Source organism: Ferdinandcohnia sp. Marseille-Q9671, from assembly GCF_976954385.1.
In genome coordinates this window covers 1,078,771-1,105,284 of sequence record NZ_CDRJTA010000001.1, presented here as the reverse complement: position 1 = coordinate 1,105,284, position 26,514 = coordinate 1,078,771, and the positions used below count along the sequence as shown (strand labels likewise).

The 26,514-nt window shown below is 37.4% G+C and carries 22 protein-coding genes; 15 read left to right on the top strand and 7 right to left on the bottom strand.

Features of this window, described 5'->3' with window-relative positions:
- Positions 1-76: 76 nt before the first annotated feature.
- Positions 77-931 (top strand): YtnP family quorum-quenching lactonase, encoded by an 855-nt coding sequence (locus ACWNMY_RS05620; protein WP_449537290.1) that lies wholly within the window; start codon positions 77-79, stop codon positions 929-931.
- Between the two features lie 128 nt (positions 932-1,059).
- Here the strand turns inward: ACWNMY_RS05620 and ACWNMY_RS05615 are convergent, their stop codons facing one another.
- Positions 1,060-1,368 (bottom strand): PepSY domain-containing protein, encoded by a 309-nt coding sequence (locus ACWNMY_RS05615; protein ID WP_449537289.1) that lies wholly within the window; start codon positions 1,366-1,368, stop codon positions 1,060-1,062.
- 177 nt (positions 1,369-1,545) lie between these two features.
- Here ACWNMY_RS05615 and ACWNMY_RS05610 point away from each other — a divergent pair, with 177 nt between their 5' ends.
- From ACWNMY_RS05610 to murC, 7 genes are all read left to right on the top strand, one after another.
- Positions 1,546-2,619, top strand: a complete 1,074-nt coding sequence (locus ACWNMY_RS05610; RefSeq protein WP_449537288.1) for a M42 family metallopeptidase — start codon at positions 1,546-1,548, stop codon at positions 2,617-2,619.
- 187 nt (positions 2,620-2,806) lie between these two features.
- On the top strand, positions 2,807-3,325 hold the full coding sequence (locus ACWNMY_RS05605; protein WP_449537287.1) for a DUF84 family protein: 519 nt from the start codon (positions 2,807-2,809) through the stop codon (positions 3,323-3,325).
- 335 nt (positions 3,326-3,660) lie between these two features.
- The gene (locus tag ACWNMY_RS05600) at positions 3,661-4,158 is read left to right on the top strand and encodes a hypothetical protein (RefSeq protein WP_449537286.1); all 498 of its coding nucleotides are present in this window, start codon (positions 3,661-3,663) and stop codon (positions 4,156-4,158) included.
- 99 nt (positions 4,159-4,257) lie between these two features.
- A complete protein-coding gene (locus ACWNMY_RS05595; RefSeq protein WP_449537285.1) occupies positions 4,258-4,572 on the top strand; it encodes a thioredoxin family protein in 315 nt (104 codons plus the stop codon).
- 30 nt (positions 4,573-4,602) lie between these two features.
- A complete protein-coding gene (locus ACWNMY_RS05590; protein ID WP_449537284.1) occupies positions 4,603-5,400 on the top strand; it encodes a DUF1444 domain-containing protein in 798 nt (265 codons plus the stop codon).
- Between the two features lie 261 nt (positions 5,401-5,661).
- Positions 5,662-8,136 (top strand): DNA translocase FtsK, encoded by a 2,475-nt coding sequence (locus ACWNMY_RS05585; RefSeq protein WP_449537283.1) that lies wholly within the window; start codon positions 5,662-5,664, stop codon positions 8,134-8,136.
- Positions 8,137-8,527: 391 nt separating this feature from the next.
- Positions 8,528-9,829, top strand: a complete 1,302-nt coding sequence (gene murC, locus ACWNMY_RS05580) for a UDP-N-acetylmuramate--L-alanine ligase (RefSeq protein WP_449537282.1) — start codon at positions 8,528-8,530, stop codon at positions 9,827-9,829.
- 174 nt (positions 9,830-10,003) lie between these two features.
- Here the strand turns inward: murC and ACWNMY_RS05575 are convergent, their stop codons facing one another.
- Positions 10,004-11,119: an aminopeptidase gene (locus ACWNMY_RS05575; RefSeq protein ID WP_449537281.1), complete on the bottom strand. Its 1,116-nt coding sequence runs from the start codon at positions 11,117-11,119 to the stop codon at positions 10,004-10,006.
- 337 nt (positions 11,120-11,456) lie between these two features.
- On the opposite strand from ACWNMY_RS05575, the gene ACWNMY_RS05570 reads away from it, so the two are divergent.
- Genes ACWNMY_RS05570 through ytxJ form a run of 3 tightly spaced genes read left to right on the top strand, consistent with a single transcriptional unit; the run spans position 11,457 to position 12,644 of the window.
- Positions 11,457-11,906: a DUF948 domain-containing protein gene (locus tag ACWNMY_RS05570; protein ID WP_449537280.1), complete on the top strand. Its 450-nt coding sequence runs from the start codon at positions 11,457-11,459 to the stop codon at positions 11,904-11,906.
- 3 nt (positions 11,907-11,909) lie between these two features.
- Positions 11,910-12,305 carry a YtxH domain-containing protein gene (locus tag ACWNMY_RS05565; RefSeq protein ID WP_449537279.1) on the top strand — a complete coding sequence of 132 codons (396 nt, stop codon included), beginning with the start codon at positions 11,910-11,912 and terminating at the stop codon, positions 12,303-12,305.
- A gap of 12 nt (positions 12,306-12,317) precedes the next feature.
- Complete coding sequence (gene ytxJ / locus ACWNMY_RS05560; protein WP_449537278.1) at positions 12,318-12,644, top strand: bacillithiol system redox-active protein YtxJ; 327 nt, start codon at positions 12,318-12,320, stop codon at positions 12,642-12,644.
- A 290-nt stretch (positions 12,645-12,934) separates the two neighbouring features.
- Here the strand turns inward: ytxJ and ACWNMY_RS05555 are convergent, their stop codons facing one another.
- Positions 12,935-15,094, bottom strand: coding sequence for a cell division FtsA domain-containing protein (locus ACWNMY_RS05555; protein ID WP_449537277.1), 2,160 nt, complete (start codon positions 15,092-15,094; stop codon positions 12,935-12,937).
- A 176-nt stretch (positions 15,095-15,270) separates the two neighbouring features.
- Between ACWNMY_RS05555 and ACWNMY_RS05550 the strand changes: the two genes are divergently transcribed.
- Positions 15,271-16,347 carry a bifunctional 3-deoxy-7-phosphoheptulonate synthase/chorismate mutase gene (locus ACWNMY_RS05550; RefSeq protein ID WP_449537276.1) on the top strand — a complete coding sequence of 359 codons (1,077 nt, stop codon included), beginning with the start codon at positions 15,271-15,273 and terminating at the stop codon, positions 16,345-16,347.
- A 238-nt stretch (positions 16,348-16,585) separates the two neighbouring features.
- Entirely contained in the window at positions 16,586-17,587 is a 1,002-nt protein-coding gene (ccpA, locus tag ACWNMY_RS05545; protein WP_449537275.1) for a catabolite control protein A, read from the top strand.
- Between the two features lie 38 nt (positions 17,588-17,625).
- On the opposite strand, the gene ACWNMY_RS05540 is transcribed toward ccpA, so the two are convergent.
- Genes ACWNMY_RS05540 through ACWNMY_RS05530 form a run of 3 tightly spaced genes read right to left on the bottom strand, consistent with a single transcriptional unit; the run spans position 17,626 to position 20,069 of the window.
- Positions 17,626-18,780, bottom strand: coding sequence for an acetoin utilization protein AcuC (locus tag ACWNMY_RS05540; protein WP_449537274.1), 1,155 nt, complete (start codon positions 18,778-18,780; stop codon positions 17,626-17,628).
- Positions 18,777-19,421 carry an acetoin utilization AcuB family protein gene (locus tag ACWNMY_RS05535; protein ID WP_449537273.1) on the bottom strand — a complete coding sequence of 215 codons (645 nt, stop codon included), beginning with the start codon at positions 19,419-19,421 and terminating at the stop codon, positions 18,777-18,779. Before ACWNMY_RS05535 ends, ACWNMY_RS05540 begins: the two co-directional genes overlap by 4 nt.
- A gap of 15 nt (positions 19,422-19,436) precedes the next feature.
- Positions 19,437-20,069 (bottom strand): GNAT family N-acetyltransferase, encoded by a 633-nt coding sequence (locus ACWNMY_RS05530; RefSeq protein ID WP_449537272.1) that lies wholly within the window; start codon positions 20,067-20,069, stop codon positions 19,437-19,439.
- Between the two features lie 195 nt (positions 20,070-20,264).
- On the opposite strand from ACWNMY_RS05530, the gene acsA reads away from it, so the two are divergent.
- Complete coding sequence (gene acsA / locus ACWNMY_RS05525) at positions 20,265-21,983, top strand: acetate--CoA ligase (RefSeq protein ID WP_449537271.1); 1,719 nt, start codon at positions 20,265-20,267, stop codon at positions 21,981-21,983.
- Between the two features lie 52 nt (positions 21,984-22,035).
- Here the strand turns inward: acsA and ACWNMY_RS05520 are convergent, their stop codons facing one another.
- Positions 22,036-24,963, bottom strand: a complete 2,928-nt coding sequence (locus ACWNMY_RS05520) for a transglycosylase domain-containing protein (protein ID WP_449537270.1) — start codon at positions 24,961-24,963, stop codon at positions 22,036-22,038.
- 220 nt (positions 24,964-25,183) lie between these two features.
- Here ACWNMY_RS05520 and tyrS point away from each other — a divergent pair, with 220 nt between their 5' ends.
- Complete coding sequence (tyrS, locus tag ACWNMY_RS05515; protein WP_449537269.1) at positions 25,184-26,443, top strand: tyrosine--tRNA ligase; 1,260 nt, start codon at positions 25,184-25,186, stop codon at positions 26,441-26,443.
- Positions 26,444-26,514: the final 71 nt, after the last annotated feature.

Genomic DNA, 26,514 nt, shown 5'->3' with positions numbered 1-26,514 from the left:
TCCGTTTTATAGTATTTTATTAAAATTCACAATAATGATAAAATGGGAGTGTATATGGTAGAAGGGTGGGGAAAGAATGGAACAGCTAACAATTGGTGATATTACACTTACTTGGTTAAATGGTGGTGTTACAAATTTAGATGGTGGTGCCATGTTTGGTGTTGTACCAAAACCACTTTGGTCAAGAAAATATCCACATAATGAAAAAAACCAAATTGAGCTTCGAACAGATCCGATTTTAGTTAAAGCTGGTTCGAAAAACATACTAATTGAATCAGGAATTGGGAATCAAAAACTCTCAGATAAGCTAAAGCGAAATTTTGGTGTGCTTGAAGAATCATCTCTAGATGATTCATTATCAGAGCTAGGTCTAACTACAAAAGATATTGATCTTGTACTAATGACGCATCTTCATTTTGATCATGCTTGTGGTCTTACGAAATGGGAACATGGTAAGTTAGTCCCGACTTTTGAGAACGCTACCATTATTGCTTCAGAAGTTGAGTGGGAGGAAATGAGAAATCCAAATATACGATCAAAATCCACCTACTGGAAGGATAACTGGGAAGCCATTGAAGATCAAGTGAAGACTTTTTCGGATAAAATTGAGGTTGTACAAGGGGTTACAATGATACATACGGGTGGGCATAGTGATGGACATTCTATTATTTTATTTGAGAGTAAAAATGAAAAAGCAATTCATATGGCAGATATCATGCCAACCCACGCTCACCAAAACGTTTTATGGGTAATGGCTTACGATGATTATCCGATGAAATCAATTGAGCAAAAACAAAAATGGATGAATGTAGGAACTTCTGAAGGGGCATGGTATACCTTTTATCACGATGCATATTATCGAGCAATCAAATGGGATCAAAATGGAGAAATCATTGATTCTGTAAAGAAGATCAGGAAAGATAATTTATAGAGGATGTTCAAAAAAAACGAATGATATGCATCATCTCGGTGTTACAAAGCCTTTAGGTCTTAATGTAGGATAATTATGCACTATACCCTAAAGGCTTTTGTCCCAAGATACCGTTTGATTTATATTTACTATAAAGGGTTTACCTCTAGAATTGTTCCTGTTTTTGCATCCATGATAAATTCATATTGGTGGCTTTCTTGATTCATTTTTCGGGTAATGCCACCTCTATAAACCTGATAATGCATCCCTGACTTTGTGAAGTCTTCAGGGTTCATTTGTATCCAAGAACCATCAATCGTGCCGTTTTTCTTGAATGCCTCCTTAGCCAATCTAAGGGCTTTGTCTCCGGGAATAGCGGAGTCATTCATCACTTCTTTTAGGAGAAGAGCACTAGCGAAACCAACGCCAAAACCAAGCACAAACTTTTTCCAGCTCATTTTATCCCTCCTTATGCAATTTACTCGATATCATAAGTATACTAAATTATGAAAAAATCGCTATGTTTCCTATGGTAACTAAAAAACAATTTCGATATACTAAATAATGTACATAGATAGAATCACTTAGTAGTTACTACTTGCCTACCACTTTTTTTAACCGGAAGGAGAATACTTTTGAATCAGGATACTTTAGAGCTATTTAAAACCCTAACCGAGCTACCTGGGGCTCCAGGGAATGAACACCAGGTAAGAAAGTTTATGCGCTCTCAGCTTGAAAAATACTCAGATGAGGTCCTACAAGATGGATTAGGTAGTATTTTTGGAGTGCGTCGTGGAAATGAAAATGGACCAACCGTCATGGTTGCAGGACATATGGATGAGGTTGGATTTATGGTAACCTCTATCACAGAAAATGGCATGATCCGTTTCCAAACACTTGGTGGCTGGTGGAGCCAGGTTTTACTAGCACAACGAGTCCAAGTAATTACAGACAATGGGCCGGTAATTGGTGTAATCGGTTCAATTCCTCCACATCTCTTAGAAGATAGCCAACGTAATAAGCCAATGGATATTAAGAATATGCTAATTGATATTGGAGCAGATGATCGTGAAGATGCAATTCGTATCGGGATAAAACCTGGTCAGCAAGTACTACCAATCTGTCCATTTACACCAATGGCAAATAAAAAGAAGATATTAGCAAAATCCTGGGATAACCGTTATGGATGTGGACTTTCCATTGAGTTATTAAAGGAATTACAGGGCGTCGACCTTCCTAATACACTTTATTCTGGAGCAACAGTTCAGGAGGAAGTAGGATTAAGGGGAGCACGAACAGCAGCAACTATGATTAATCCCGACATTTTTTATGCACTTGATGCAAGTCCAGCTAATGATATGTCTGGTGATAAAAATGCTTTTGGAAAGCTTGGTCAAGGAGCTTTACTACGAATCTTTGACCGAACAATGGTCACGCACCGTGGTATGAGAGAATTTATTTTAGATACTGCAGAGTCTAATAATATTAAGTACCAGTACTTTGTCTCACAAGGAGGAACTGATGCTGGTCAAGTCCATTTATCAAACGAAGGTGTTCCTTCTGCCGTTATTGGTATTTGCTCACGTTATATTCACACACACGCATCTATGATTCATGTGGATGACTATGCAGCAGCAAAAGAGCTACTAGTGAAACTTGTAAAGTCTTCAGATCGTGCAACAGTGGATTCAATCCGTCAAAATAGCTGATTTGAAAGACTATATTAATTTTAAAATCAGTTTACCAAAATACAAGAAGTAAGCTTACTTGCTCACTCATTTCATTGTATTTTGGTACCTTTCAGTAAGCAGAAAGGCATATATAACCATTTTTTTACTAGCTCGGCTACGACCGAGCTTTCCTTATGAATAATAGTACTGTAATAGAGGTGAGTATGTGGTACGAGTAGCGATTGGTACAAAAAATCCGGCGAAAGTGGATGCCATAATAAGTGGTTTTGCTGGTATAGAAGCAACTTTTATACCAACTTCAGTTGCTTCGGGAGTTTCGGCTCAGCCGTTTTCCGATGAGGAAACGATAAAGGGTGCGATAAATCGAGCAAGGAACGCGCGTCAAGAAGAGGATGCAGAACTTGGTATCGGCCTAGAAGGTGGAGTAGTTTCTACAGAATTTGGGCTTTTTTTATGTAATTGGGGAGCCATTGTTGATCAGGATAGTAAACCCATTATAGCCGGCGGAGCGAGAATTCTTTTGCCGGATGAAATAGCAGCAAAATTAGAAAATGGAGTTGAGCTTGGCGACGTGATGGTGGAATTCACCAAACAAAGGGATATTCGAAGTAAAGAGGGAGCCATTGGTATTTTTACAAATAGCTATGTAAATCGTACGGAAATGTTTAGTCATGTTGTAAAACTTCTAGTGGGCCAATATACTTACAAAATAAAAACAGTATAGAGATAAAGTATTTGCAAGACAAAATCGATACTGGTACTTATTTCATATGAAGGTTATTGATTGAAATTGATAGAATACCCTTGCAATGGAGAAATTAATAGGTTTATTATATAAAATAGATAAATAGAAACCTTTATTACCTTTATTCAGCAGAATCACCTCAATTCTGCTGAATAAAGGTAAAGCCTCCAGCGGGTGCACGATCTTTCAAATGAACCTTTTCGTGCAACATAAGACGCACATCACGTGGAATTGTCTTACTGACCCACCTCGGTGGACCGAAAAATTAGGCGTAAATACCCAAAAACGCACTTGATTAAGGGGTGATAGAGAAAATGAAACTATGGAAAGTCCTAACCGTATCCTCGTTTTTACTTATAGGACTTTTGACTGGTTGTGCATCAATAGAAGAAGAATCTAAGGAAACGGAAACAGCAGTAGAAAGTGCGTTTCAGGCACAGCCAGAAAAAACAAACAGTGAAAATGGAGATGTCTCCTTTTATTTACCTACTTCAATGAAGATTGAAGAAAAAGATGAGAACAATGTAATCCTTGCTGAAGGGAATCAAACATATATATTATTTGTGAATCCTAATGAAGCATCGACAAGTGATGTTTTGTATAAGGCAATCGATGCGAAAGAATTCGAAGTTGACAAAACATTTACTGATAAAGAACGATTTGGGTATGTAAAAGTTTTTGAAATAGATGATGATTACTATCTTGTATCGGTTGGTATTGGCGGCGTAAAAATGACAACAGAAGCAAAGGTTAGTGAAATCTCAGAAAGTGCGACTGAGATGATGAAGATTATTTCATCTGTTCAGTATTAGAACTGTGATAAGTCCCTACAGGAGGTAGGGGCTTTTATTTGTTTTTAGATAGAGAATATATGATAATGGAATCACACTTGTAATTTGGAGGGAATGACAATGCAAAAGCTTAAAAGTATAGAGCAATATGAAGAACTAATACAAAAAGGCAAGAATATTTTAATGTTTTCAGCCGATTGGTGCCCAGACTGTCGTTTTATCGACCCAGTCTTGCCTGAGATTGAAAACTCCTTTCCGGACTATACATTCTATTATGTAGACCGCGATGAATTCATAGATTTATGTGCTGCCTTAAGTGTTTTTGGCATCCCAAGTTTCGTAGCATTCGAAGATGGGAAAGAGACTGGACGTTTTGTAAGTAAGGACAGAAAGACTAAGGAAGAAATTGAACAATTTATTACAGGTCTCTCTTAAACCCAAAAAATAGAGAGGAGGTCAAATAGTATGGACTCAAAAAAGCTAAAGAAGATGATTCAAGATAGACTAGGAAGCCATAATTGGGAGTTTACATTTGACCGTGAAAAGGACACCTTACGTATTGAAGATAAGGAAACGAAAAAAGGGACTACTGTAACACTCCCAGGTATTATTGCTAAATATAAGGAAGATGGCCCGGGAAGCCTTGATGAAGTTATTTATTATATTGAAGAATCCTTAACGGTTATGAATAGTGAGATGGATCTTGAAGGAAAAGAGAAAAATATTTTTCCTGTTATCCGTTCTACATCGTTTCCTACTCAATCAAATGAAGGAATAGATCTCGTATACGACGATCATACTGCTGAAACGAGAATTTATTATGCCCTCGATTTGGGTACGACTTATCGCTTAATCGATACAAAGCTTCTTCAAAAAGAAAATTGGAAGTTTGAACGAATTCGTGAGATTGCAAAATTTAATCTCCGCTCATTGGAGGTCTCCTACAAAACGGATGTTGTGGCCGGAAATACCTTTTATTTTGTAAACCAAAATGACGGTTATGACGCTAGCAGAATTCTTAATGATTCGTTTTTACAAAAAATGAGCCAGCAAATAAAAGGGACAATGGCAGTCGCTGTCCCACATCAGGACGTTTTACTTATAGCCGATATTCAAAACGATACAGGGTATGACATCTTAGCACAAATGACAATGAGTTTTTTTGCTGCGGGAAGAGTACCTATTACAGCACTTTCCTTCCTTTATGAAGAAAATGAACTTGAGCCTATTTTCATACTTGGGAAAAATCGTCCAAAGAAATAGAATTATTTATGATGAAATGCCACTAGGGAAATCTAGTGGCTTTTTCAATTGATAGTTACGGGGTACGAAAGGCATAGTAGTCTATCAATCCAAAAGGGAAGAATGACCCTAACTTTTGTGCTAATTTACCTTGCTAAAGTTGTGCAATCCGGTGATAAACATAGGTCATGTCTGTTTTAGCGGGCAATGGGACATCTTGCGCTTTTCTTATTTCTTGATACAATAAAATAATAGAAACGCGAATGGAGAAGAGTGATAGTTGTGAATTGGATAAAAAAACTACTACAATATATACATGCGGACGATGATGATCCAATTGAGATGAAACCAACTCAAATCCGACAAAACAAACATGTTGAGGCAAGAGTTACATATCAATACCCAAAAGGAAATTTTCGTTTTCCATTAATTCCGGATAACGAATCTACTAAAGTAGAAAAAGTACAAGTAAATCGAACGAGAACTCCTCAAACGAAAAAACAGTCAACACCTAAACCCGTATACAAGGCACAGGATAAACAACCCTTTCGGCCAACTGAAACACCATCTCCTGTACATGGATTAACTAAGCCTGTATTATCAAAGGACATTGTAGAATTTGAACTACCTTCATCACCTATTGAGGATACAGAACTAATTGCTAAGGCGTGGAAGGAAGCTCACGATGAGGTTGCTTCTACTAATCTAGTAACCGACACAGTTGAAATAGGAAACAGAATAGAATCTCCTTTTTCAGTTGTAGAACAAGAAAAAGTAATGAACTTTGCAGATGAATTGATGAAAGAACAAGAGGAGTCAGAGGTTACGGTAAAGGTAGTCAAAGCAGAAATGCCGATGACAGAAGCAGAAAATAAAATGGTTTCAACCTTTACATCAGTGGATGATTCTCAGATGTCACATGTGCGTATCTCATCGTATGAGGGTGATAAAGCGCAAACTCACAGTGAACCAGAGACTCTTGAAGAAATTGTTAGACCTGAAATGAATATGCCTACCCTTGAAACTTCTGATGTTAAGGCTGAGGAGCACATAGAACCACAGGTTGTAGAACAGGAACAAGTTCATGTTGAACCAGATATAACCGAACAATCTTCTTATGAAACCAATACTGAAGAAACTGAACAAGAAAAGGAATATACTACACCTAGAAGGTCGCATATCCCTTTCAATGTCCTTATGTTTAAAAAGGATAAGCAAAAAATGTCACAAAAGGATAGTGAACAGAAACAAATGGATCCTATCCAGATAAATGAAACACCTGAACAACAGGACAATACAGATACAGATACAGATACAGATACAGATACTGAAATGAAGGTAGGGTATTCTTTTCCAGAACTTTCATTTTTGCTGTCCCCTCCAGCGGAACAATACGACGATAGTGAGTGGTTAATGGAACAACGCGATATACTCGACCTAACGTTGCGAAACTTTAAAGTAGGGGCAAAGGTTGTAAATGTTACGCAAGGACCTGCTGTTACAAGATTTGAGGTTCATCCAGAACCTGGGGTAAAGGTAAATAAAATTACAAATCTATCCGATGATATCAAACTAAGTATGGCTGCGAAGGATATTCGAATGGAAGCACCCATTCCGGGTAAAAATACAATCGGAATTGAGGTTCCAAATAAAAAAAGTAAACCGGTACTTTTAAAGGAAATTCTCCAAAGTCCTGAATTCATAACAAATAAATCTCCATTAACTGTAGCAATGGGGTTAGATATTTCAGGAAAGCCCATTATTACAGACTTACAAAAGATGCCGCATGGACTAATTGCTGGTGCAACTGGGTCCGGTAAAAGTGTGTGCATCAATGCTATGTTGGTGAGTTTATTATATAAAGCTTCCCCTGATGAAGTGAAGCTTTTGTTGATAGATCCCAAAATGGTGGAGCTTGCTCCATACAATCATATTCCACACCTCGTTAGTCCTGTCATAACAGATGTAAAGGCTGCAACAGCTTCTCTTAAATGGGCTGTTGAGGAGATGGAAAGAAGATATGAATTATTTGCACATAGTGGTGTTCGCGATATAGGTAGATACAATGAAATGGTGAAAAGACACGATGAAAAAAGCGGGAAGCTTCCATATCTCGTCATAATAATTGATGAGCTCGCTGATCTAATGATGGTAGCACCAGGTGACGTCGAGGATTCTATTATTCGAATTGCTCAAAAAGCCAGAGCTTGTGGTATCCATTTGTTATTGGCTACACAACGTCCGTCTGTTGACGTCATTACTGGCTTAATTAAGGCAAATATCCCAACTCGAATTGCGTTTTCAGTGTCCTCACAGATAGATTCTAGGACTATTATTGATTCAAGTGGAGCTGAAAAATTACTAGGAAAAGGGGATATGCTTTTCTTAGAAAATGGCTCTTCAAAACCGTTTCGTGTTCAAGGGAATTTTGTTTCGGATGATGAAATAGAGCAAGTCGTGGAATTTGTTAAATCAGAAATGAAACCAACCTATATGTTCGAGCAAGACGAACTTTTGAAAAAGAATGCAGTTTCAAATGATGAGGATGAGCTCTTTTTAGAAGCTTGTGAATTCGTTCTGGAACATGGAGGGGCATCAACCTCTAGTGTACAAAGACGTTTTAGGATTGGCTATAACCGTGCTGCACGATTAATTGATATGATGGAAGATCAGGGAATTATTTCTGAATCGCGTGGGAGTAAACCAAGAGAAGTACTAATAACAGAAGAAGAATTAGCAACAATTTATGAAGGCTGATAAAATCAGTCTTCTTTTTTTTGGATTACTTAATTTGGAAACAAAAAGAGACTTTACGATCAGGTGAAAAGACCTTTAATTTTGTTAAAACCAAACAATTTAAGATAAACAACTAGGTTAATTATAAGGTGCTACGTTCATAATAAAAATAATTCATGCCTATTCTATTATGGGTTGGGAGAAATCTACAAAATGTAAAATACGTACTAGTTACTTTTTCGTAATGGTCTTCACCATTGATTAATGCTATAATGAAAAAATGTGAGATGATTGTATATACATAAAAAGTTCAAATTAATTAGCACCTATCTCAAAATCATGGGTACAATTATCAAATCAAGATGAATTTCATATACTGTCTTACAGATAGACAATGTTGGAGGTTCTTTATATGACAGTTTACCACTTCGTTGGAATTAAAGGTACTGGCATGAGTTCATTGGCACAGATACTTCATGACATGAAGTATGAAGTTCAGGGGTCTGACCATGAAAAGTTTTATTTCACACAATTACCGTTGGAACAAAGAGGAATAAAGATATTACCTTTTAACAAGGAAAATATTCGTGAAGGTCTTACGGTCATTGCCGGAAATGCCTTTCCTGATACTCATGAGGAAATAACGCAAGCAATCGAAATGGGGTTACCTGTTATTCGATATCACCGTTTTTTAGGTGAATTTATGAAGAAATATACAAGTGTTGCCGTTACAGGTTCACATGGGAAAACATCCACTACTGGACTACTTGCACATGTTATGCAGGGAGCAGAGCCGACTTCATATTTAATTGGAGATGGTAGTGGAAAAGGGTCTGAGAATAATAAATACTTTGTTTTTGAAGCATGTGAATACAGACGTCATTTCTTGAGCTATTATCCTGACTATGCAATCATGACAAATATTGACTTTGATCATCCCGATTATTTCGCGAATGTTGATGATGTCTTTAATGCATTTCAGGAAATGGCATTACAAGTTAAAAAAGGAATTATTGCCTGTGGAGACGATGAGTATCTCCAAAGCATTCATACAAAGGTTCCCGTTGTATTTTATGGATTTGGAGAAGAAAATGATTTCCAAGCTCGTAATGTTCAAAAAAACACTGAAGGCTCTACTTTTGATGTGTTTGTAAGAAATACCTTTTTTGCAAGCTTTACCATTCATGGATATGGAAATCATAATGTGTTAAATGCACTTGGCGTAATTGCGCTTTGTCATTATGAAAATATTGACGTGTCCATCATTCAAGAACGACTCTTATCCTTCCAGGGTGTTAAACGTAGGTTCTCTGAAAAGAGGCTTGGACAGCAAATATTAATTGATGACTATGCTCATCATCCAACTGAAATCAATGCAACCATTGAAGCAGCCCGACAAAAATATCCTGATCGTGAAATCGTAGCTATTTTTCAGCCACATACATTTACGAGAACTCAGACATTTTTGGATGATTTTGCTGAAAGCCTTGCTAAGGCGGATCGAGTCTATCTTTGTGATATTTTTGGCTCAGCACGTGAGAATAAAGGCGAGCTCTCCATTGATGACCTTCGAGGGAAAATCCCTGGAGCTGAATTAATTACGGAAGACAACACTTCTATACTTAAGACACATGAAAATAGTGTGTTAATATTTATGGGAGCGGGAGATATTCAAAAGTTTCAAAATGCATACGAAAAGGAACTTGTTGTATAGTTCAAAAGAAAAGGGACCTTGCGATTTCATTTGCAAAGTCCCTTTTCTCTATTATGTCCAGCTCTACCGCCTTGCCCCTCGAGGTCATAAGCCATTTAGAATTGAATACAAATAGCGTCTTCTATTCTAAATCGTCATATCTTCTGTTTTTAAATGCGCTTGAGCATTTCTATCTTATTTCAAGTTCTCTGGATTTAATGCATCTAGCTCTGGAATGACAAAACGTCCATCTTTCCGAATGAGGACATCATCAAAATACATTTCTCCTCCGCCATATTCAGGACGTTGGATATTTACCATATCCCAATGGATATTGGATTTGTTTCCATTATAGGCATCATCATAGCATTGACCAGGTGTAAAATGGAAACTACCATCAATTTTTTCGTCAAATAATATATCTTGCATTGGATGTTGGATATATGGGTTTACACCGATTGCAAACTCACCAATATAACGTGCACCTTCGTCTGTATCAAGAATTTTATTAATTCGGTCAGTATCGTTTGCAGTTGCCTCTACAATCTTTCCGTCTTTAAAAGTTAAAGAAACATTTTCAAAGGTGAATCCTTGGTACGGAGAAGGTGTATTATATGTAAGAGTACCATTGACCGAATCACGAACAGGTGCAGTATACACTTCACCATCTGGGATATTCATTTCACCAGCACACTTGATTGCTTTAATTCCTTTAATTGAGAATGATAAGTCTGTTCCAGGTCCAGTAATACGAACCTTATCCGTTTTATCCATGAGTTCAACAAGTGAATCCATTGCGTCGCTCATTTTTCCGTAGTCAAGATTACATACATTGAAGTAAAAATCCTCGAATCCTTCGGTACTCATTTTTGCTAGTTGAGCCATTGAAGAATTCGGGTATCGAAGGACGACCCATTTTGTTTTTGGTACACGAATTTCACGATGTACCTTTTTGCCAACTGTATTTCCTTCAATCTTCATTTTATCGTCCGGAACATCTGCATGTTCATTGATATTATCACCAGAACGTAGGCCGATATATGCATCCATGTTACTCATTACATTTGCTTCAAAATCAGCCTTCATCTCGAATTGTTCTTCTTGTGCACCAAGTAATAAAGCACGGTCTACCTGATGATCTTTTAACGATACAAACGGATATCCGCCAGCTTTATAAGCTTCATTAACTAGGGCAATCACAAGTTCACGCTGCAAACCAAAGTTTTCGATCAGAACTTTTTCTCCTTTTTGAAGCCTTACGGAATAATTAATTAGATTTCTAGCCAGTGTTTCAATACGTGGATCCTTCATGAGAAAATGCCTCCATTATTCAATTTGCATATGTACTCCTATATTGTAACCGAAAAAATGCAAATTGTTTAACTTTTTATCAATAGGATTTATTGAGTAATTATTTGGTGTTAAATACCCAGTTAAGTTAAAGACGGGAGGAAGCATCAGATTTTAAAAGATAATTTTCGAGCAAACTAGAAATTATCTGGTGCAAATACGGAAATTTTATAGAATAGTACGATCAGATTAAAAATGTGAAGGAATTCAGTGGATAATGTCGAAAGTAAAACTATAAGCTTATTATTTGATTAATTACGTTGAAATCGGGTAAGAAAGATATAAGGAGGTGCATCAATTGATTATCATCGTGTACATAAGCGTTGCGGTTATTGCAGTGGCATTTTTGATTTTAGTGATTTATCTATCAAAGACACTTCGTTCCCTGCAAAAGACATTAGACAATGTCGCAGGAACATTATCTGGGTTAGAAAGACAGATGGAGGGGGTTACTAGTGAAACAACGGCCCTTTTACATAAAACCAACCAGCTTGCAGAAGATATCCAACATAAGTCCGAAAGCCTAAATACTGTAGTAGACGCAGTAAAAGATGTCGGAGTATCATTACAACGCTTTAATAAGTCAGTTGGCAATGTGTCAGAAGAGGTTTCTGTTCAATTGGAAAGAAATAAGACCAAAATCTCACAAGTTGTTCAAGTAGGAAATGCTGTAATAGAGATTTGGGATAAATGGAAAGATAAGAAACAAAAGCATGACAAACATACTTTGGAACGAGAAAGGGGATAAAAAATGGGAAAAAATAATGGAAGTTCAACCTTTATTTTAGGTACAATTATCGGAGCAGCCGTTGGAGCTGCAACCGCGTTGTTTCTTGCACCAAAAACAGGACAGGAATTAAGACAACAAATAAATGACCAAGCATCTGTTGTGAAGGAAAAAACGAATACACTTTCAAAAACGTTCTCAGAACAATCAAATCAAATTCTTACTAAAGTAAAAGATCTTAAAGTACCCACTCAAAAGGAATTTATAGGTCAACAAGAAAATGAGGACCAGGTTAGAAATGCTACAACCGAGAGTACTGTCTCTGAAAATGAATCAAACGAAAAGTTGTTCCAAGAAAAACTTGCGGAAGCTCAGCAAGCATTAACAGACGCAGAAAAAAATACACAGACAAATCAGTAGGAGTGAATAAAGATGGGGAAAACAAAAGTTGAATCTATTGAAGATTTTAATCAAGTTCTTGAGAAGGAAAATAAATTTATTCTGGTTAAACACAGCTTAACATGTCCAATAAGTAAGGCTGCATTTGATGAATATGAACAATTTGTTTCTGAACATGGAAATGTACCTACATATTATCTATATGTACAAGAAGCAAAAGAACTATCTACCCATATTGCGCAAAACTTTGGCATTAAACATGAATCACCACAAGCTCTACTTTTTGAAGATGGTACCGTAAAATGGAATGCATCACATCGAAACATCACAAAAGAAGCATTAGCAACTGCTGGAGAATAATACTTTTTTGTTTATAAGTAAGAATGCAAATAAAGTCCACGTTAAAACGTGGACTTCAGAGTGTAGACAAAGTCAGTACTGACTTTGTCTACACGATTTTTCACAGTATATCTAAAAAGAAATTACTTTCCCCAGACTGTCTTGAAAACGGTTGTCAGACAAGGCGCGCAGTCGATCGAAGACGCGAATAGAAGTTGCCTTCATGAGCGGACGAGAGAGGCAAGCAACGCAGTATGCGAGCGTTTGTCAACAGTCTAAAGTCCACGTTAAAACGTGGACTTTTTCTGTGCCTATATACATGTATTTTCCGGCCAGTTAATAGCTAAGTGATCTCCTGGTGAGAGGACATCATAGAAGGTGCATTCTTCTCCATTTTTTAGGAGTTTGAACCCTCCTGAAGCGGTCGCGGGTAATTGAAGATCAATAAAACGGAACAAATCTTGAAAAATAAAAGGTTCGCTGTTTTTTGTTGTCATTTGTAATTTATCTCCATGGTTTATTCTATCTTGGAGGTTTACTTTAGTGCCATGCCGATAAAATTCGAGTAAAGGCTTGGTAAGGGTCACTTCTTTTTCTTGAAAAAATACTTGAATGGAATCCTCTACTTTTAGTTTTTGCGCGTTAGCAAGTCCCTTCAAAGTAAGAACCATACCTTGTTTTATCTCAAAAGTATCTTGATTCATGTATGTAGAATGTAAAGGTACCTCTATCCCGTTTTTCATTAATGTACTTGTATATTCACTAAGACGAATAGGTTGATCATTTAACGATATCCTGTACTCTTGCAATATTTCGTTACATACCGGATGATTGAGTGCTAATAGTGCTTCTCCAATGGTTTCGGGGAAATAGAATGAAATTTCATCATGGTCATGAACATAGTTTTCAGGATGTACTGATTGCATATTTTGAGTGATTGTAGCCTTTACCATACAAGTTTCCCCATTAATGGTTATACTCTTACTAGGGATATCATCAAGTAAATCTTTTATCATAACTGTCGCTTTTGTCCCATCTTTTCCCTTACTAACAAATATATCGTCACCATTATAAATTTCATCTTCTAGGGAACATGGGGTTCCGTTTCTTAAGATAATTGGGGGGGCACCATGACTGCCAGGTATCGTGACTGATTGATTATTTACCTTCACAATCATTGCCAGACCAGGTTTTCCATATAATGTGTACATCTTAATACCAGCAGCAAGTAAACAATCACCGACAGTCAGTCGTTTCATTTCAAAGAGCCGTACAGGTCTTTGATTCACAGTTACATTCACATAGTGAACCGGTGTTTTGGTGGATGCTAGTGCAATCCCGATTGGAGTTACAAGTTCAGGACCTTTGTTCATATTTTCGGTGATTTCAACCTGTCCGATAGCATCTATCCCACGAATTGCGACTCGGTTTTCTGGTAAGCCAAGAGAAGCAGCTAACCGTTTAGGGAGTTCTGGGGTTAGACTTCCACCGCCAACAAGCATGACCGCTTTTGGTGGGTTGTTTTTATTTAAGAGTAGTATTTCATTTTTTATGGATTCAGATAGTTTGTCTATCGAGTCCGAGATCTTTTCAATTACAACCTTTTTGGGGAACTCTGTTTCAAAGCCTAAAATATCTACTACTTTAATTTCATCTTTAGATACTAAATCTCGTTTTGCTTGTTCCGCTAACGGAAAGTCCAACAGGAGTTGATCACTGACAGCTTCTGTTATTTCGTCACCCGCAATTGGAACCATACCATATGCAACAACAGTTCCCTCATCTGTTATCGCTATATCAGAGGTACCAGCTCCAATGTCCACCAAAGCAATATTCAGCCTTCTCATAGATTGTGGAATGAGAACATTTATTGCTGCGATCGGCTCAAGAGTAAGTGCCTGAATACTTAGGTCAGCTCTTTGTAAGGCGGAAATTAGTGATTCTACAACCACCTTTGGTAGAAAGGTTGAAATAATTTCTACACTTGCTTTGTTCCCTTGTTGGTCAATAAGGTTACCGATTTCTTGGTTATCCAAAAAATAATGGATAACTGAATAACCGACACAATAATACTCATAGCTTTTATCTGTTTGGTCCTGTTCAGCAATGGCGTATTGCGCTTGTTGGACAGCACTAAGCTCTAAATGTAGAATATCTTCTTTTTGAATTAGTGGTTTTGCGGAAATATCAATTGTTACAGTTGATCGTTCCGTTTTTAGCGCTCTACCTGCAGCGGCTACTGCAGCTTTAGTTAGTTTTCCATGTCTAACCTCGAGTATTTCTTTGATTTCACGGATTACATTTGAAACGGCAATTACATCGTGAATTTGTCCATCGACCATGGCTCTTTCTTTATGTTCCCGAATCACGATATCGATAACTTTAAAAGAAGATTCCGTTTTTTTTACGATGAGGCCGACTACTGTTCGGGTACCAATATCAAGTGCAAATATTGTTGAATCTTTTTCCATAACGTATTCACCTATACTTACAAACGTCATACAATACTTTATCGCTTAAAAGCGTTTAATTAATAAAGTTTATCGTGACATATTGAAATTTTTCGTTTATAATGAATTCTAATTACTAGAAATGTACCATATTTTCAATTATATTGCGACACTAACAAGGTGAGAGGAAGATTGAGATGAGTAAAGTAGAATTAGATAACCTACGTGGAAGAGTTGAAGAAATTAACTTAGAAATTCTTAAGCTTATTAGTGAACGTGGAAAGTTAGTTCAAGAAATAGGAAAAGTGAAAGAAGCACAAGGGGTTAACCGTTATGACCCCGTACGAGAAAGAGATATGTTAAATACCATTCTAGAACACAATGAAGGACCTTTTGAAACATCAACGGTTCAACATATTTTCAAAGAAATCTTTAAAGCAGGTCTTGAAATACAGGAAGATGATCACCGCAAAGCTCTTCTTGTATCTCGAAAGAAAAAGCCTGAGAATACAATCGTTGATATTAAAGGTGAAAAGATTGGAAATGGACAACAACATTTTATTGTAGGACCTTGTGCGGTAGAAAGTTACGAACAAACAGCGTCTGTTGCTGCAGAAGCGAAGAAATATGGACTAAAACTATTACGTGGTGGTGCTTTCAAACCTAGAACATCTCCTTACGATTTCCAAGGTTTAGGGCTTGAAGGATTAAAGATTTTAAAACGCGTTGCGGATGAGTTTGATATGGCTGTAATCAGTGAAATCGTTAACCCGGCTGATATTGAAGTTGCATGTGACTACATTGATGTCATCCAAATCGGTGCTCGTAATATGCAGAACTTCGAACTTTTAAAAGCTGCAGGATCTGTAAAAAAACCGGTGTTGTTAAAACGAGGATTAGCTGCTACATTAGATGAGTTTGTAAATGCAGCAGAATATATCATATCTCAAGGAAATGACCAAATCATTCTTTGTGAAAGAGGTATCCGTACTTACGAAAGAGCAACTCGTAATACTCTAGATATTTCTGCAGTTCCTATTTTAAAACAAGAAACACATTTACCAGTATTTGTTGACGTTACACATTCTACTGGACGTCGTGATTTATTATTGCCATGTGCGAAAGCTGCTCTTGCAATTGGAGCAGATGGTGTTATGGCGGAGGTTCATCCAGATCCAGCTATTGCTTTATCCGATTCAGCACAGCAAATGGATTTTGATCAATTCGAAAAATGGATTACAGAACTTAAAGCTTCTCAAGCTGTTCGTGTATAGTCATCTTTATGAAAACCTCCTACTGCCAAAAGTAGGAGGGTTTTTTATCACTTTTTACATTTTTTTGTTTTGATGGTAAATTTTCCACTGAATATTGTTAAAAAGTGCACAAAGTAATTGCCCTTAGTCTGTAAGTATCGTATGATAATCTACATAAAGTGAGCAAACATGACATTTGTTTCTGTTTAATAGTTCATAATAAGATATAAGTGGTAATTTGATATAAGGAGTGCTGTCAATGAATGTGACAATTTATGATGTTGCGAGGGAAGCCAATGTATCGATGGCTACCGTTTCACGTGTTGTGAATGGCAACCCAAATGTAAAGCCAACTACACGAAAGAAAGTATTAGAGGCGATTGATAGACTAGGTTATCGCCCAAATGCAGTTGCCCGTGGACTGGCTAGTAAGAAGACTACAACCGTAGGGGTTATTATTCCTGATATTTCAAATATCTTTTATTCGGAATTGGCGCGTGGTATAGAAGATATTGCTACAATGTATAAATACAATATTATCCTTAGTAATTCCGATCAAAATAAAGATAAAGAGTTTCATTTATTAAATACGATGCTCGGAAAGCAAGTAGATGGAATTGTTTTCATGAGCGGAAACATTACGGCTGAACATGTTGAAGAATTTAAAAAATCTCCTGCTCCGATTGTTTTAGCGGCATCTGTTGAGAGTTCAAATACTGTTCCGTCTGTTACCATTGATGTAGAGCAAGCAGCTTTCGATGCAGTGACGGAACTAGCCGGACGTGGACATAAAAAGATTGCTTTTGTAAGTGGTCCTTTAAATGAGCCAATTAATGGAGAAAAGAAATTAGCTGGATATAAGCGTGCAATTGAAGCTGCTGGCTTAGCATTCAATGAAGAATATGTAGTCGAAGGAGATTACACATATGATTCTGCAATTGAAGGCTTTGAAAAGATTCATGAGTTAGCTGACAAACCTACTGCAGTATTTGTTGGTACGGATGAAATGGCACTTGGTGTCATACATAGTGCTCAAGACTTAGGTTACTCCATCCCAAATGATATTGAAGTAATTGGGTTTGATAATACAAGATTGGCGCTCATGGTTCGTCCTCAACTAACAACAGTCGTTCAACCTATGTACGATATTGGTGCGGTTGCGATGAGACTTTTAACCAAGTACATGAACAAAGAAAATGTTGACCAAGAGATTGTGGTACTTCCACACCGTATTGAATATAGACAATCAACCAAGCAATAAGTAGGGAAACACGGCATACCAAATTAAATGCCGTGTTTTTATTTATTTCGTATTGGGTAAAGTGCCTTTGTTACAGTCAACGCATTTTTTTCCTCAATCTCGGCTTTTCTTGGGATAGGGGGGTAGATATTTTCCTCGTCATCCCAGTATGCTGGTAGGGTTACTTTTGCCTTTGGCTGCCAATTGTTGATCCATTGAACTGGTAGTGGTCCAGATATATCTGCTTTTCCAATCATCTCTAGCCATATAAGGGACCATGCTCGCGGTACAACTCTCCAAATATCATACCCACCACCGCCAACTGCAATCCATCTTCCATTACAATATTGATGTGCAAGCTCGTGAGCAAGCTTAGGGATCTCACGGTAAATTTTCATCGTAGCAGATAAATGGGTTAGCGGGTCAAAATAATGTGAGTCAACGCCATTTTGAGTAAAAATAACATCTGGCTTAAAGAATTCTGTTACTTCCTTAAGGGAAGTCGTATATGCGTGTAACCATGAATCATCCTCGGTAAAAGCATCTACAGGTATATTAAAGGAATACCCATAGCCTTTCCCTGCACCTCTCTCAGTCACATTTCCTGTCCCAGGGAAGAGATAACGACCTGTTTCATGAATGGACAAGGTACACACATCAGGGTCGTCATAGAAGGTCCATTGAACTCCATCACCATGATGTGCATCAGTATCTACATATAGAACCCTCACATTATATTTCTTTTGCATATAACGGATGGCTACTGCACTGTCATTGTATACACAAAACCCTGAAGCTTTGCCTCGAAACCCATGATGCAAACCGCCACTAAGATTTAAAGCATGTTCTGATTTTCCAGACATTACATGGTCAACAGCCGATAGAGTTGCTCCAACAAGTAAAGCACTTGCCTCATGCATTCCTGGAAATATAGGGGTATCTTCTGTACCTATTCCATAGTTGTACCCTATTTCTTTAGAGAGCTTTCCTTCACCAGCAAGCTTCACTGCCTCTATAAATTTTGGGTCATGTACAAGCTCTAGTTCTTCATCTGTTGCCATTCTAGGTTTAATAATATCCATTTCATCTAACATGTTCAGATTCTTTAGTAAATCATAAGTCAATTTAACTCGAGTTTGATTAAAGGGATGATCATCACTAAATCTATATTTTAACAATTGATCTGAATAGACAAAGACAGCTTCCTTTTTCATGATGAAATCCCTGGTAGATTTGGCCACATTACGGTATAGCCTTCTTTTTTTAGATTTGTAATGATCCCCGTTGGATTCATTGTTTGCACCCGAAGAACGATTATTTTAAACTGTCCGTCTTTGTCGGGATAGACAAGAACACTATGTATATTTACATTATGATTTTTTATGACAGTAACAACCTCTGCCAAGGCACCTGCACGGTTAGGAACCTTGATTTCTAATTGAGACCCCGGTTGATTGGCACCTGTTAATTGAACAAATGTATGTAGTAAATCCGTTTCAGTAATGATTCCGACTAATCTTCCATCCGATTCAATTGGAAGGCAGCCAATTCGATGCTCAAAAAAGATGGCGGATACTTCTTCTACAAAATCCAATGGATGTCCTGTGATAACTTCTTTTACCATAATCTCTTTAATAGGAGACTCTAGCGTTTTTTCCTGATCTGAGAAATCTAGTATGGATGGTTTTGCATCTCGTATATCACGGTCACTAATTAGTCCAACAATCTCATTTTTATGATTTGTGATTGGAATATGCCTAATTTTTTTCTCGTCCATAATATTTATTGCAGTCGAAATGGAATCGTCTGGTGAAAGAGTTGTTACATTTTTTTTCATTATTTCTTCAACTATCATGGTAATCCCCTTTCTTTAGTACATGAATCGATTCATGAACCGAAGTCTATCAAACCTCTCAACGGTATCATGGTCAATCCGTTTTCCAATTCTCGCCATTAAACAATTAGCAGGGTGTGAACTAATTTCAGGGTCATCTGTTGCGTACCATTCAAGCCCGCCCGCGTTCATCATTTTTTCCATAACCTTTCGATACTCCCAAACATTAAGACCAGTCCCTTTTAAATCCCAATGCCAGTAATATTCCGTCGTAATGATAAGATAGTCTTCCATTGCATCATCCATCATTGAGACAATTAGTAGGTTTTTTCCAACTCCACACCCTCTATATTTGGGGATAACCTCAATGGCACCCAATTCTATTAAATTTTCTATTTTACCCTCAGACCATCGCTCTAGTGGGTCTGGGTAGAGATATGTAACGTACCCGACTATTGTATTATGTTCTCTAGCAATTAGAATTCTTCCTTCAGGCAAATCGGCAATCCCAATAAGTGCCATATGTTGCTGAGTTGGTTGACGAAATGCTACCAAATCCTGATGAAATTCATATCCAGCCAAAGCTTCACCAGAAATTGGGCCTTCAATAATAAGCGTACCATGAGGTGTCTTTAGTTCTTTTGCATTATACGTTTTTTTGTGCTCCACATTGGTCACCACCATCTGTAAATTCATATATGATTATACATGAATCTGAAAATTATTAAGCGTTTTCAAATTAATCTACAATAATTATACAATTTTATGTAAAATTAATATATATATAAAATTTTAAAAATTGAGAAAAGAGGTGAGATAATTTATAATAGAATAGTAAATTAATTACATAAGGGGGATATGCAAATGAAAGTGGAAGCGCTACCGGTGACGAAGGGTAATTATAATTTAAAAGATTATGATGAAGCATATGCGAACTTTAATTGGGCAGATGTAGAAAAAAACTTTACTTGGTCTGAAACAGGTAGAGTCAATATTGCCTATGAAGCAATTGATCGCCATGCAGAGGGTGCTCGAAAAAATAAAGTAGCTCTTTATTATCGTGATCCATCCCGTGAAGAAAAATATACATTCAAAGAAATGAAGGAATATACCAATCGAGCTGCGAATGTCTTAAAACAAGCAGCTGATGTAGAAAAAGGGGACAGAGTATTTGTATTCATGCCACGTTCTCCTGAATTATATTTTGCGGTACTCGGTGCTATTAAACTAGGAGCTATCGTAGGGCCACTATTTGAAGCATTCATGGAAGGGGCAGTCCGTGATCGATTAGAAGATAGTGAAGCAAAGGTAATTGTAACGACTCCGGAGCTTCTGGATCGAGTTCCATTTAAAGATTTACCTGCATTACAACATATTGTCCTTGTCGGTGAAGACATTACCGAGGATGGTCCATTTGTAGACTTTAATGGTCGTTTAAAAACTGCTAGTAAAGAGCTTCAAATTGAATGGGTTGATAGAACAGATGGTATGCTTCTACATTATACTTCTGGTTCAACTGGGAAACCAAAAGGCGTATTACATGTTCATAATGCAATGGTACAACAATATCAAACGGCTAAATGGGTTCTTGACTTAAAAGAAGATGACATTTACTGGTGTACTGCAGACCCGGGATGGGTTACAGGAACTTCATATGGTATTTTTGGACCATGGTTAAACGGTGCATCTAACGTAATTGTAGGGGGGCGTTTTAGACCAGAGAACTGGTACCAAACTATCGAGGACTTTGGTATTACGATTTGGTATAGTGCACCTACTGCGTTCAGAATGTTAATGGGTGCTGGTGATGAGCTAGTTAAACAATTTGACTTACGCACATTGCGCCACGTATTAAGTGTCGGAGAACCACTTAATCCGGAGGTAGTTAGATGGGGACTAAAGGTCTTTAATTTACGAATTCATGATAACTGGTGGATGACGGAAACAGGTGCTCAATTGATTAGTAACTATCCGTGTATGGAAATTAAACCTGGATCTATGGGGAAACCTTTCCCAGGAGTTCAGGCAGCAATTGTTGATGACCAAGGGAATGAACTTCCACCATACCGGATGGGTAACCTAGCTATAAAGAAGGGTTGGCCTTCTATGATGCATACGATTTGGAACAATCAAGCAAAGTATGAATCTTACTTTATGCCTGGTGACTGGTATGTCTCAGGTGACTCTGCTTATATGGATGAAGATGGATATTTCTGGTTCCAAGGTCGAGTAGATGATGTCATCATGACCTCCGGTGAGAGGGTAGGACCATTCGAGGTTGAAAGTAAGTTGGTTGAACACCCTGCAATTGCAGAAGCGGGTGTTATAGGAAAACCAGACCCCGTTCGAGGCGAAATAATTAAGGCGTTTGTAGCTTTACGGGAAGGCTATGAGGCTACAGATTTGTTAAAAGAGGAAATACGAGACTTTGTTAAAAAAGGCTTAGCTGCTCATGCAGCTCCTCGAGAGATTGAGTTTAAGGATAAATTACCAAAAACACGCAGTGGTAAAATCATGAGACGTGTCCTAAAAGCATGGGAGCTAGATTTACCAACTGGAGATCTATCAACAATGGAAGATTAATAGTAGATGGAAGAAGAAGAGGTGATCCATTTGGATCACCTCTTGTTTTTATTTATTCATTATTCCCGTTGTTTTCTTTTTCTTTACCATTGCCATTTCCGTTTTTATTACCATTCTCCTGACCATCTCCATCGACTTCATTAGTCGGTGGGGGTGGTGGAGGAGTAACTACCTCTGGTTCTGGTTTATAATCGCCACTTTTTATTAATACTGAATCAGAAAGCGGGGTTTCATTCCCTGATACATCAACTGCTGTAATATAATAAGCACCGATTGTATTTCCAACTGAATATTGTAGGTTCTTTGTAGCAGGTACACTTCCAATTTTCTTGAAGTCCTTTGTGAAATTAGCTGCACCATAAATACGATAGCCAATTACATCATTATGACCATGCTTTGCCCATTTCAGAACACCAGAGGAGATTGAAGCACCTGTTACCTGTGAAGGAACAGAGCCATTATCTTTTAACTCTGCAGTCTCTGTTATAACAAGGTTCTTCCAACGGTTATTATTAGGAAGCAACTGTTCTATTGCTCTTGAATCTGTTAAACCATGCTTTTCTAAGAATTCTTTTTTAATCATGATTCCCTCTTGGACAAATTCCTGAGGTGCACTTCCTGGAACACGATATGCTTTTCCATCGACTTCAATATATTTGCCTTTTACAAGATTATCATCAACTTTTGTCGGCACATGTTTTGCATTATAGATATCAGATTGAACAAGACCTGCTTCACGACATAAATCTGATGGAAGTAAACCAGAAAGTCCGCAGTAAGAACGAGATACAATTCCACCTGGCATTTTAAAGTTTTCTTTTGGCTTAACAAGCTCAGGTTTAATATCATATACTGCATTTAATTGTTGTGCCCATAGTTGAATATTTCTTCTTGAATTATAGAGCCCTTTATAGTTTAGAGCTACTGGTTTTGGTGTATCATAGCCAATCCATGTACCAAAGGTTACATTTGGGTTTGTAGCAACAAACCAAATATCTTCCCAGTTATTCGTTGTACCTGTCTTACCAGCCCAATCGGCATTGAACTTTAAGTAGCTGTTCATAGATGCCGCTGTACCGCCATTGATAACATCTCGCATCATATCGATTGTTAAATAAGCAGTTTGTGGAGAGAATACCTCAACAGGTTTTACTTCATGTTCATATACAACTTCTCCATCGTTTGTGACGATTTTTTCAATCATATATGCATCAATAAACTTACCTTCGTTAGCAAAAGTTGCATATGCATTTACATTTTCTTCGACTGTAACACCGTAAGTCATACCGCCAATTGCAAGTGCTGGCGCATGGTAGTCTCTTTCATCTAATGAGGTGAACCCCATTTTCTCTAAGAAAGTAATTGGACGGTTATCGAAGTTATTTAAATATGTTTTTATTGCAGGTATGTTTTTAGAAACTTGTAAAGCATGTCTTGCAGACATCAAACCATCAAAATCATTAGCGCCACCAACGTTTTGTGGGGCGTATTTACCATATGAAAACTTAACGTCTGCAATTACACTACCTGGCTGTAATGTACCTAATTCCATTGCCGGTGCATAATCCAATAATGGTTTCATCGTTGAACCGTTAGGACGTACTGCTTTTAGTGCGTGATTTGTTTGTTCACGTTCAAAGTCACGCCCACCGACAAAACTAATAATTCGCCCAGTCTTATTTTCAATTAGGACGGAACCTACTTCCTCTGGTTCTACTACTTGGACATCTTGATTTGTTTCAAGATCTTTCTTTGTTTCCGTTTTATCAGGACCAAAAAATTGATAGTTTTTTACAGCCTCTTGCATGACATCATAAACATCCTTGTCGATGGTTGTATATATTTTATACCCATTTTGACGGAGGTTTCGATCAGCAATTACCCTGTAGTGTGAACTTAAATCATCGTTTTCTTCTAAATCCTTTTCTTCGTATCCATCTTCCTTAGCCAGTTTCTTCATTAAAATATCTGTAGCTCTTTTTTCAACTTCAACAGTCAGCCATGGATATTTTTCAGTTGGCTCTGACTTAGGTGGAACTAAATTTGCACGTACATCATAGGTGAGTGCTTCTTCGTATTCTTGTTCTGTAATGAATCCTGCTGAGAGCATGCGTTCTAAGACGGTTTTCATTCTGTTAATACCAGGTTCTAGATTTTCCTTCACTTGTCCACCTTTATTAGAGAAAGGAGTATATACATATGGGTTTTGAGGTAATCCAGCAATATAGGCTGCTTGTGGAAGGGATAAGTCCTTCGCATCAACACCAAAAATACCTTTTGCAGCTGTTTGTACTCCAGCAATATTTCGACCTGAAGAATTCCGACCATATGGAATGATATTTAAATATGCTTCAAGGATTTCATCTTTATTAAAAAACTTTTCAAGACGTAGAGCAATTAAGATTTCCTTCGCTTTCCGATCAAATGATACTTCATTTGAAAGTATCTGGTTCTTAATCAATTGTTGTGTTAACGTACTTCCACCCGTTTGAATTGGCGAATTTGTTACATCCTGTAAGATGGCACGTAGGATTGATTTTGGAACAACCCCGTCATGCTCGTAGAAATATTGATCTTCAGTTGCGATAACAGCATTTTTAAGATGCTCAGAAACATCGTTTAGTGTAATTTCCTCACGCTGGAGGTCTGCACGTAATTGGCCAAGATAGACCTCATTTGCAAAATACACCTCTGTATTTTCCTCATAATTATAAATGTCTTTCTTCAAATTCTCATAAGTCCGTACAGGTTCGTCCTTTACAAGAGAAGCAAAATAGCCAGCGCCCGCGCCACCAGCAAAGCCGAAACCTAAAAGCGCAATGATGAAAAAGATTAAAAACATATTCCATACAACACCGTATGTAACCCTCGCACCTTTACGTACTCTATTTCCAGTTATTCCTTTAATTAGTTTATTTGTTGAAATTCTTTGATGAATTGAACTAATCTTTTCAAAAATCTGTGATTTATTAAAATTCATAATCATCCCCCTAAAAATCCAAGTTCATTATAGCATATACAGTACGGACTTTAGTATTATTTTGTGAATTTCCAATATTTAATTTGACATTTTGAATCTGAATATGATAGAAAAGCTCTATATGATTAAGAGTAGGTTACTCAAAAAAGAGGATGAAAATGACAGATAATCAAAGTCATTTTACCGGATTTTTGAACACCAATTAAAAGGAGATTAGAACATGGACGTTATCCAAGATTTAGCTTATCGGGGTCTTATTAATCAAGTCACTGATGAAGAAGGACTTCGCAACACACTTGAGAATGAAAAAATTAAATTATATTGTGGATTTGATCCAACAGCAGACAGCTTACATATCGGTCATCTAGTAGGTGTTTTATCTTTGAGAAGATTTCAATTAGCGGGCCATCAACCAATTGCTCTCGTGGGTGGTGCAACAGGTTTGATTGGTGATCCTAGCGGCAAAAAGGCAGAAAGAACATTAAATACGAAAGAAGTAGTTGAGCAATTTAGTAGTAGTATCAAGGACCAACTTTCTCGCTTTTTAGATTTTGAAGCTGAAGGAAATCCAGCACAAATTGCAAATAACTATGATTGGATAGGTAGCTTAGATCTTATTACGTTCTTACGTGATATTGGTAAAAGCTTTGGATTAAATTACATGCTTGCAAAGGATTCTGTACAATCTCGTTTAGATGCAGGAATATCCTTTACAGAGTTTAGCTATATGATATTACAATCTTACGACTTCTTAAAGCTATATGAAAACGAAGGTTGTCGCCTGCAAATTGGGGGAAGTGACCAATGGGGAAATATCACAGCAGGCTTAGAATTAATCCGTAAAACAGTAGATGACGCGAAAGCGTATGGACTAACAATCCCACTTGTGACTAAATCCGATGGGACGAAATTCGGTAAGACAGAAGGCGGGACTATATGGCTAGACAAAGACAAAACATCACCATATGAATTCTATCAATTCTGGATTAATACCGATGATCGAGATGTAATTCGTTATTTAAAATATTTTACGTTCCTATCAAAAGAAGAAATTGAAAAGCTTGAATCAGAAATCCAAGAAGCTCCAGAAAAAAGACTCGCTCAAAAGACACTGGCAGAAGAGGTTACAAAGTTGGTACACGGACCAGAAGCATTTGAGCAAGCTGTAAAAATTTCAACTGCTTTATTCAGTGGGTCTATTAGTGAATTAACGGCGGAGGAAGTTAAACAAGGATTTAAGGATGTACCTTCGTTTGAATATAAAGGCGAAGCCGAGGTAGGATTAGTTGATCTTTTAGTGATGAGTAAAATATCGCCGTCCAAACGTCAGGCGCGTGAAGATATTGCAAATGGTGCAATCTATGTAAACGGAGAAAGAGTCCAAGAAATAGAGGTAAATTTGACTGAACAAGATAGAATCGAAGGTCAATTCACCGTGATTCGCCGTGGCAAGAAAAAATACTTCTTAATTAAATACTAAAAAATACCGGGTGTTCCTACTAGGAGCACCCGGTATTTTTGCCAACAAAAAAAGGAAAGGGAGACTCCCTT

Coding starts and splice junctions, on each gene's coding strand:
- ACWNMY_RS05620 (WP_449537290.1), top strand. CDS start 77: ATGGAACAGCTAACAATTGGTGATATTACACTTACTTGGTTAAATGGT.
- ACWNMY_RS05615 (WP_449537289.1), bottom strand. CDS start 1,368: ATGAGCTGGAAAAAGTTTGTGCTTGGTTTTGGCGTTGGTTTCGCTAGT.
- ACWNMY_RS05600 (WP_449537286.1), top strand. CDS start 3,661: ATGAAACTATGGAAAGTCCTAACCGTATCCTCGTTTTTACTTATAGGA.
- ACWNMY_RS05595 (WP_449537285.1), top strand. CDS start 4,258: ATGCAAAAGCTTAAAAGTATAGAGCAATATGAAGAACTAATACAAAAA.
- ACWNMY_RS05590 (WP_449537284.1), top strand. CDS start 4,603: ATGGACTCAAAAAAGCTAAAGAAGATGATTCAAGATAGACTAGGAAGC.
- murC (WP_449537282.1), top strand. CDS start 8,528: ATGACAGTTTACCACTTCGTTGGAATTAAAGGTACTGGCATGAGTTCA.
- ACWNMY_RS05575 (WP_449537281.1), bottom strand. CDS start 11,119: ATGAAGGATCCACGTATTGAAACACTGGCTAGAAATCTAATTAATTAT.
- ACWNMY_RS05565 (WP_449537279.1), top strand. CDS start 11,910: ATGGGAAAAAATAATGGAAGTTCAACCTTTATTTTAGGTACAATTATC.
- ytxJ (WP_449537278.1), top strand. CDS start 12,318: ATGGGGAAAACAAAAGTTGAATCTATTGAAGATTTTAATCAAGTTCTT.
- ACWNMY_RS05555 (WP_449537277.1), bottom strand. CDS start 15,094: ATGGAAAAAGATTCAACAATATTTGCACTTGATATTGGTACCCGAACA.
- ACWNMY_RS05550 (WP_449537276.1), top strand. CDS start 15,271: ATGAGTAAAGTAGAATTAGATAACCTACGTGGAAGAGTTGAAGAAATT.
- ccpA (WP_449537275.1), top strand. CDS start 16,586: ATGAATGTGACAATTTATGATGTTGCGAGGGAAGCCAATGTATCGATG.
- ACWNMY_RS05540 (WP_449537274.1), bottom strand. CDS start 18,780: ATGAAAAAGGAAGCTGTCTTTGTCTATTCAGATCAATTGTTAAAATAT.
- ACWNMY_RS05535 (WP_449537273.1), bottom strand. CDS start 19,421: ATGATAGTTGAAGAAATAATGAAAAAAAATGTAACAACTCTTTCACCA.
- acsA (WP_449537271.1), top strand. CDS start 20,265: ATGAAAGTGGAAGCGCTACCGGTGACGAAGGGTAATTATAATTTAAAA.
- ACWNMY_RS05520 (WP_449537270.1), bottom strand. CDS start 24,963: ATGAATTTTAATAAATCACAGATTTTTGAAAAGATTAGTTCAATTCAT.
- tyrS (WP_449537269.1), top strand. CDS start 25,184: ATGGACGTTATCCAAGATTTAGCTTATCGGGGTCTTATTAATCAAGTC.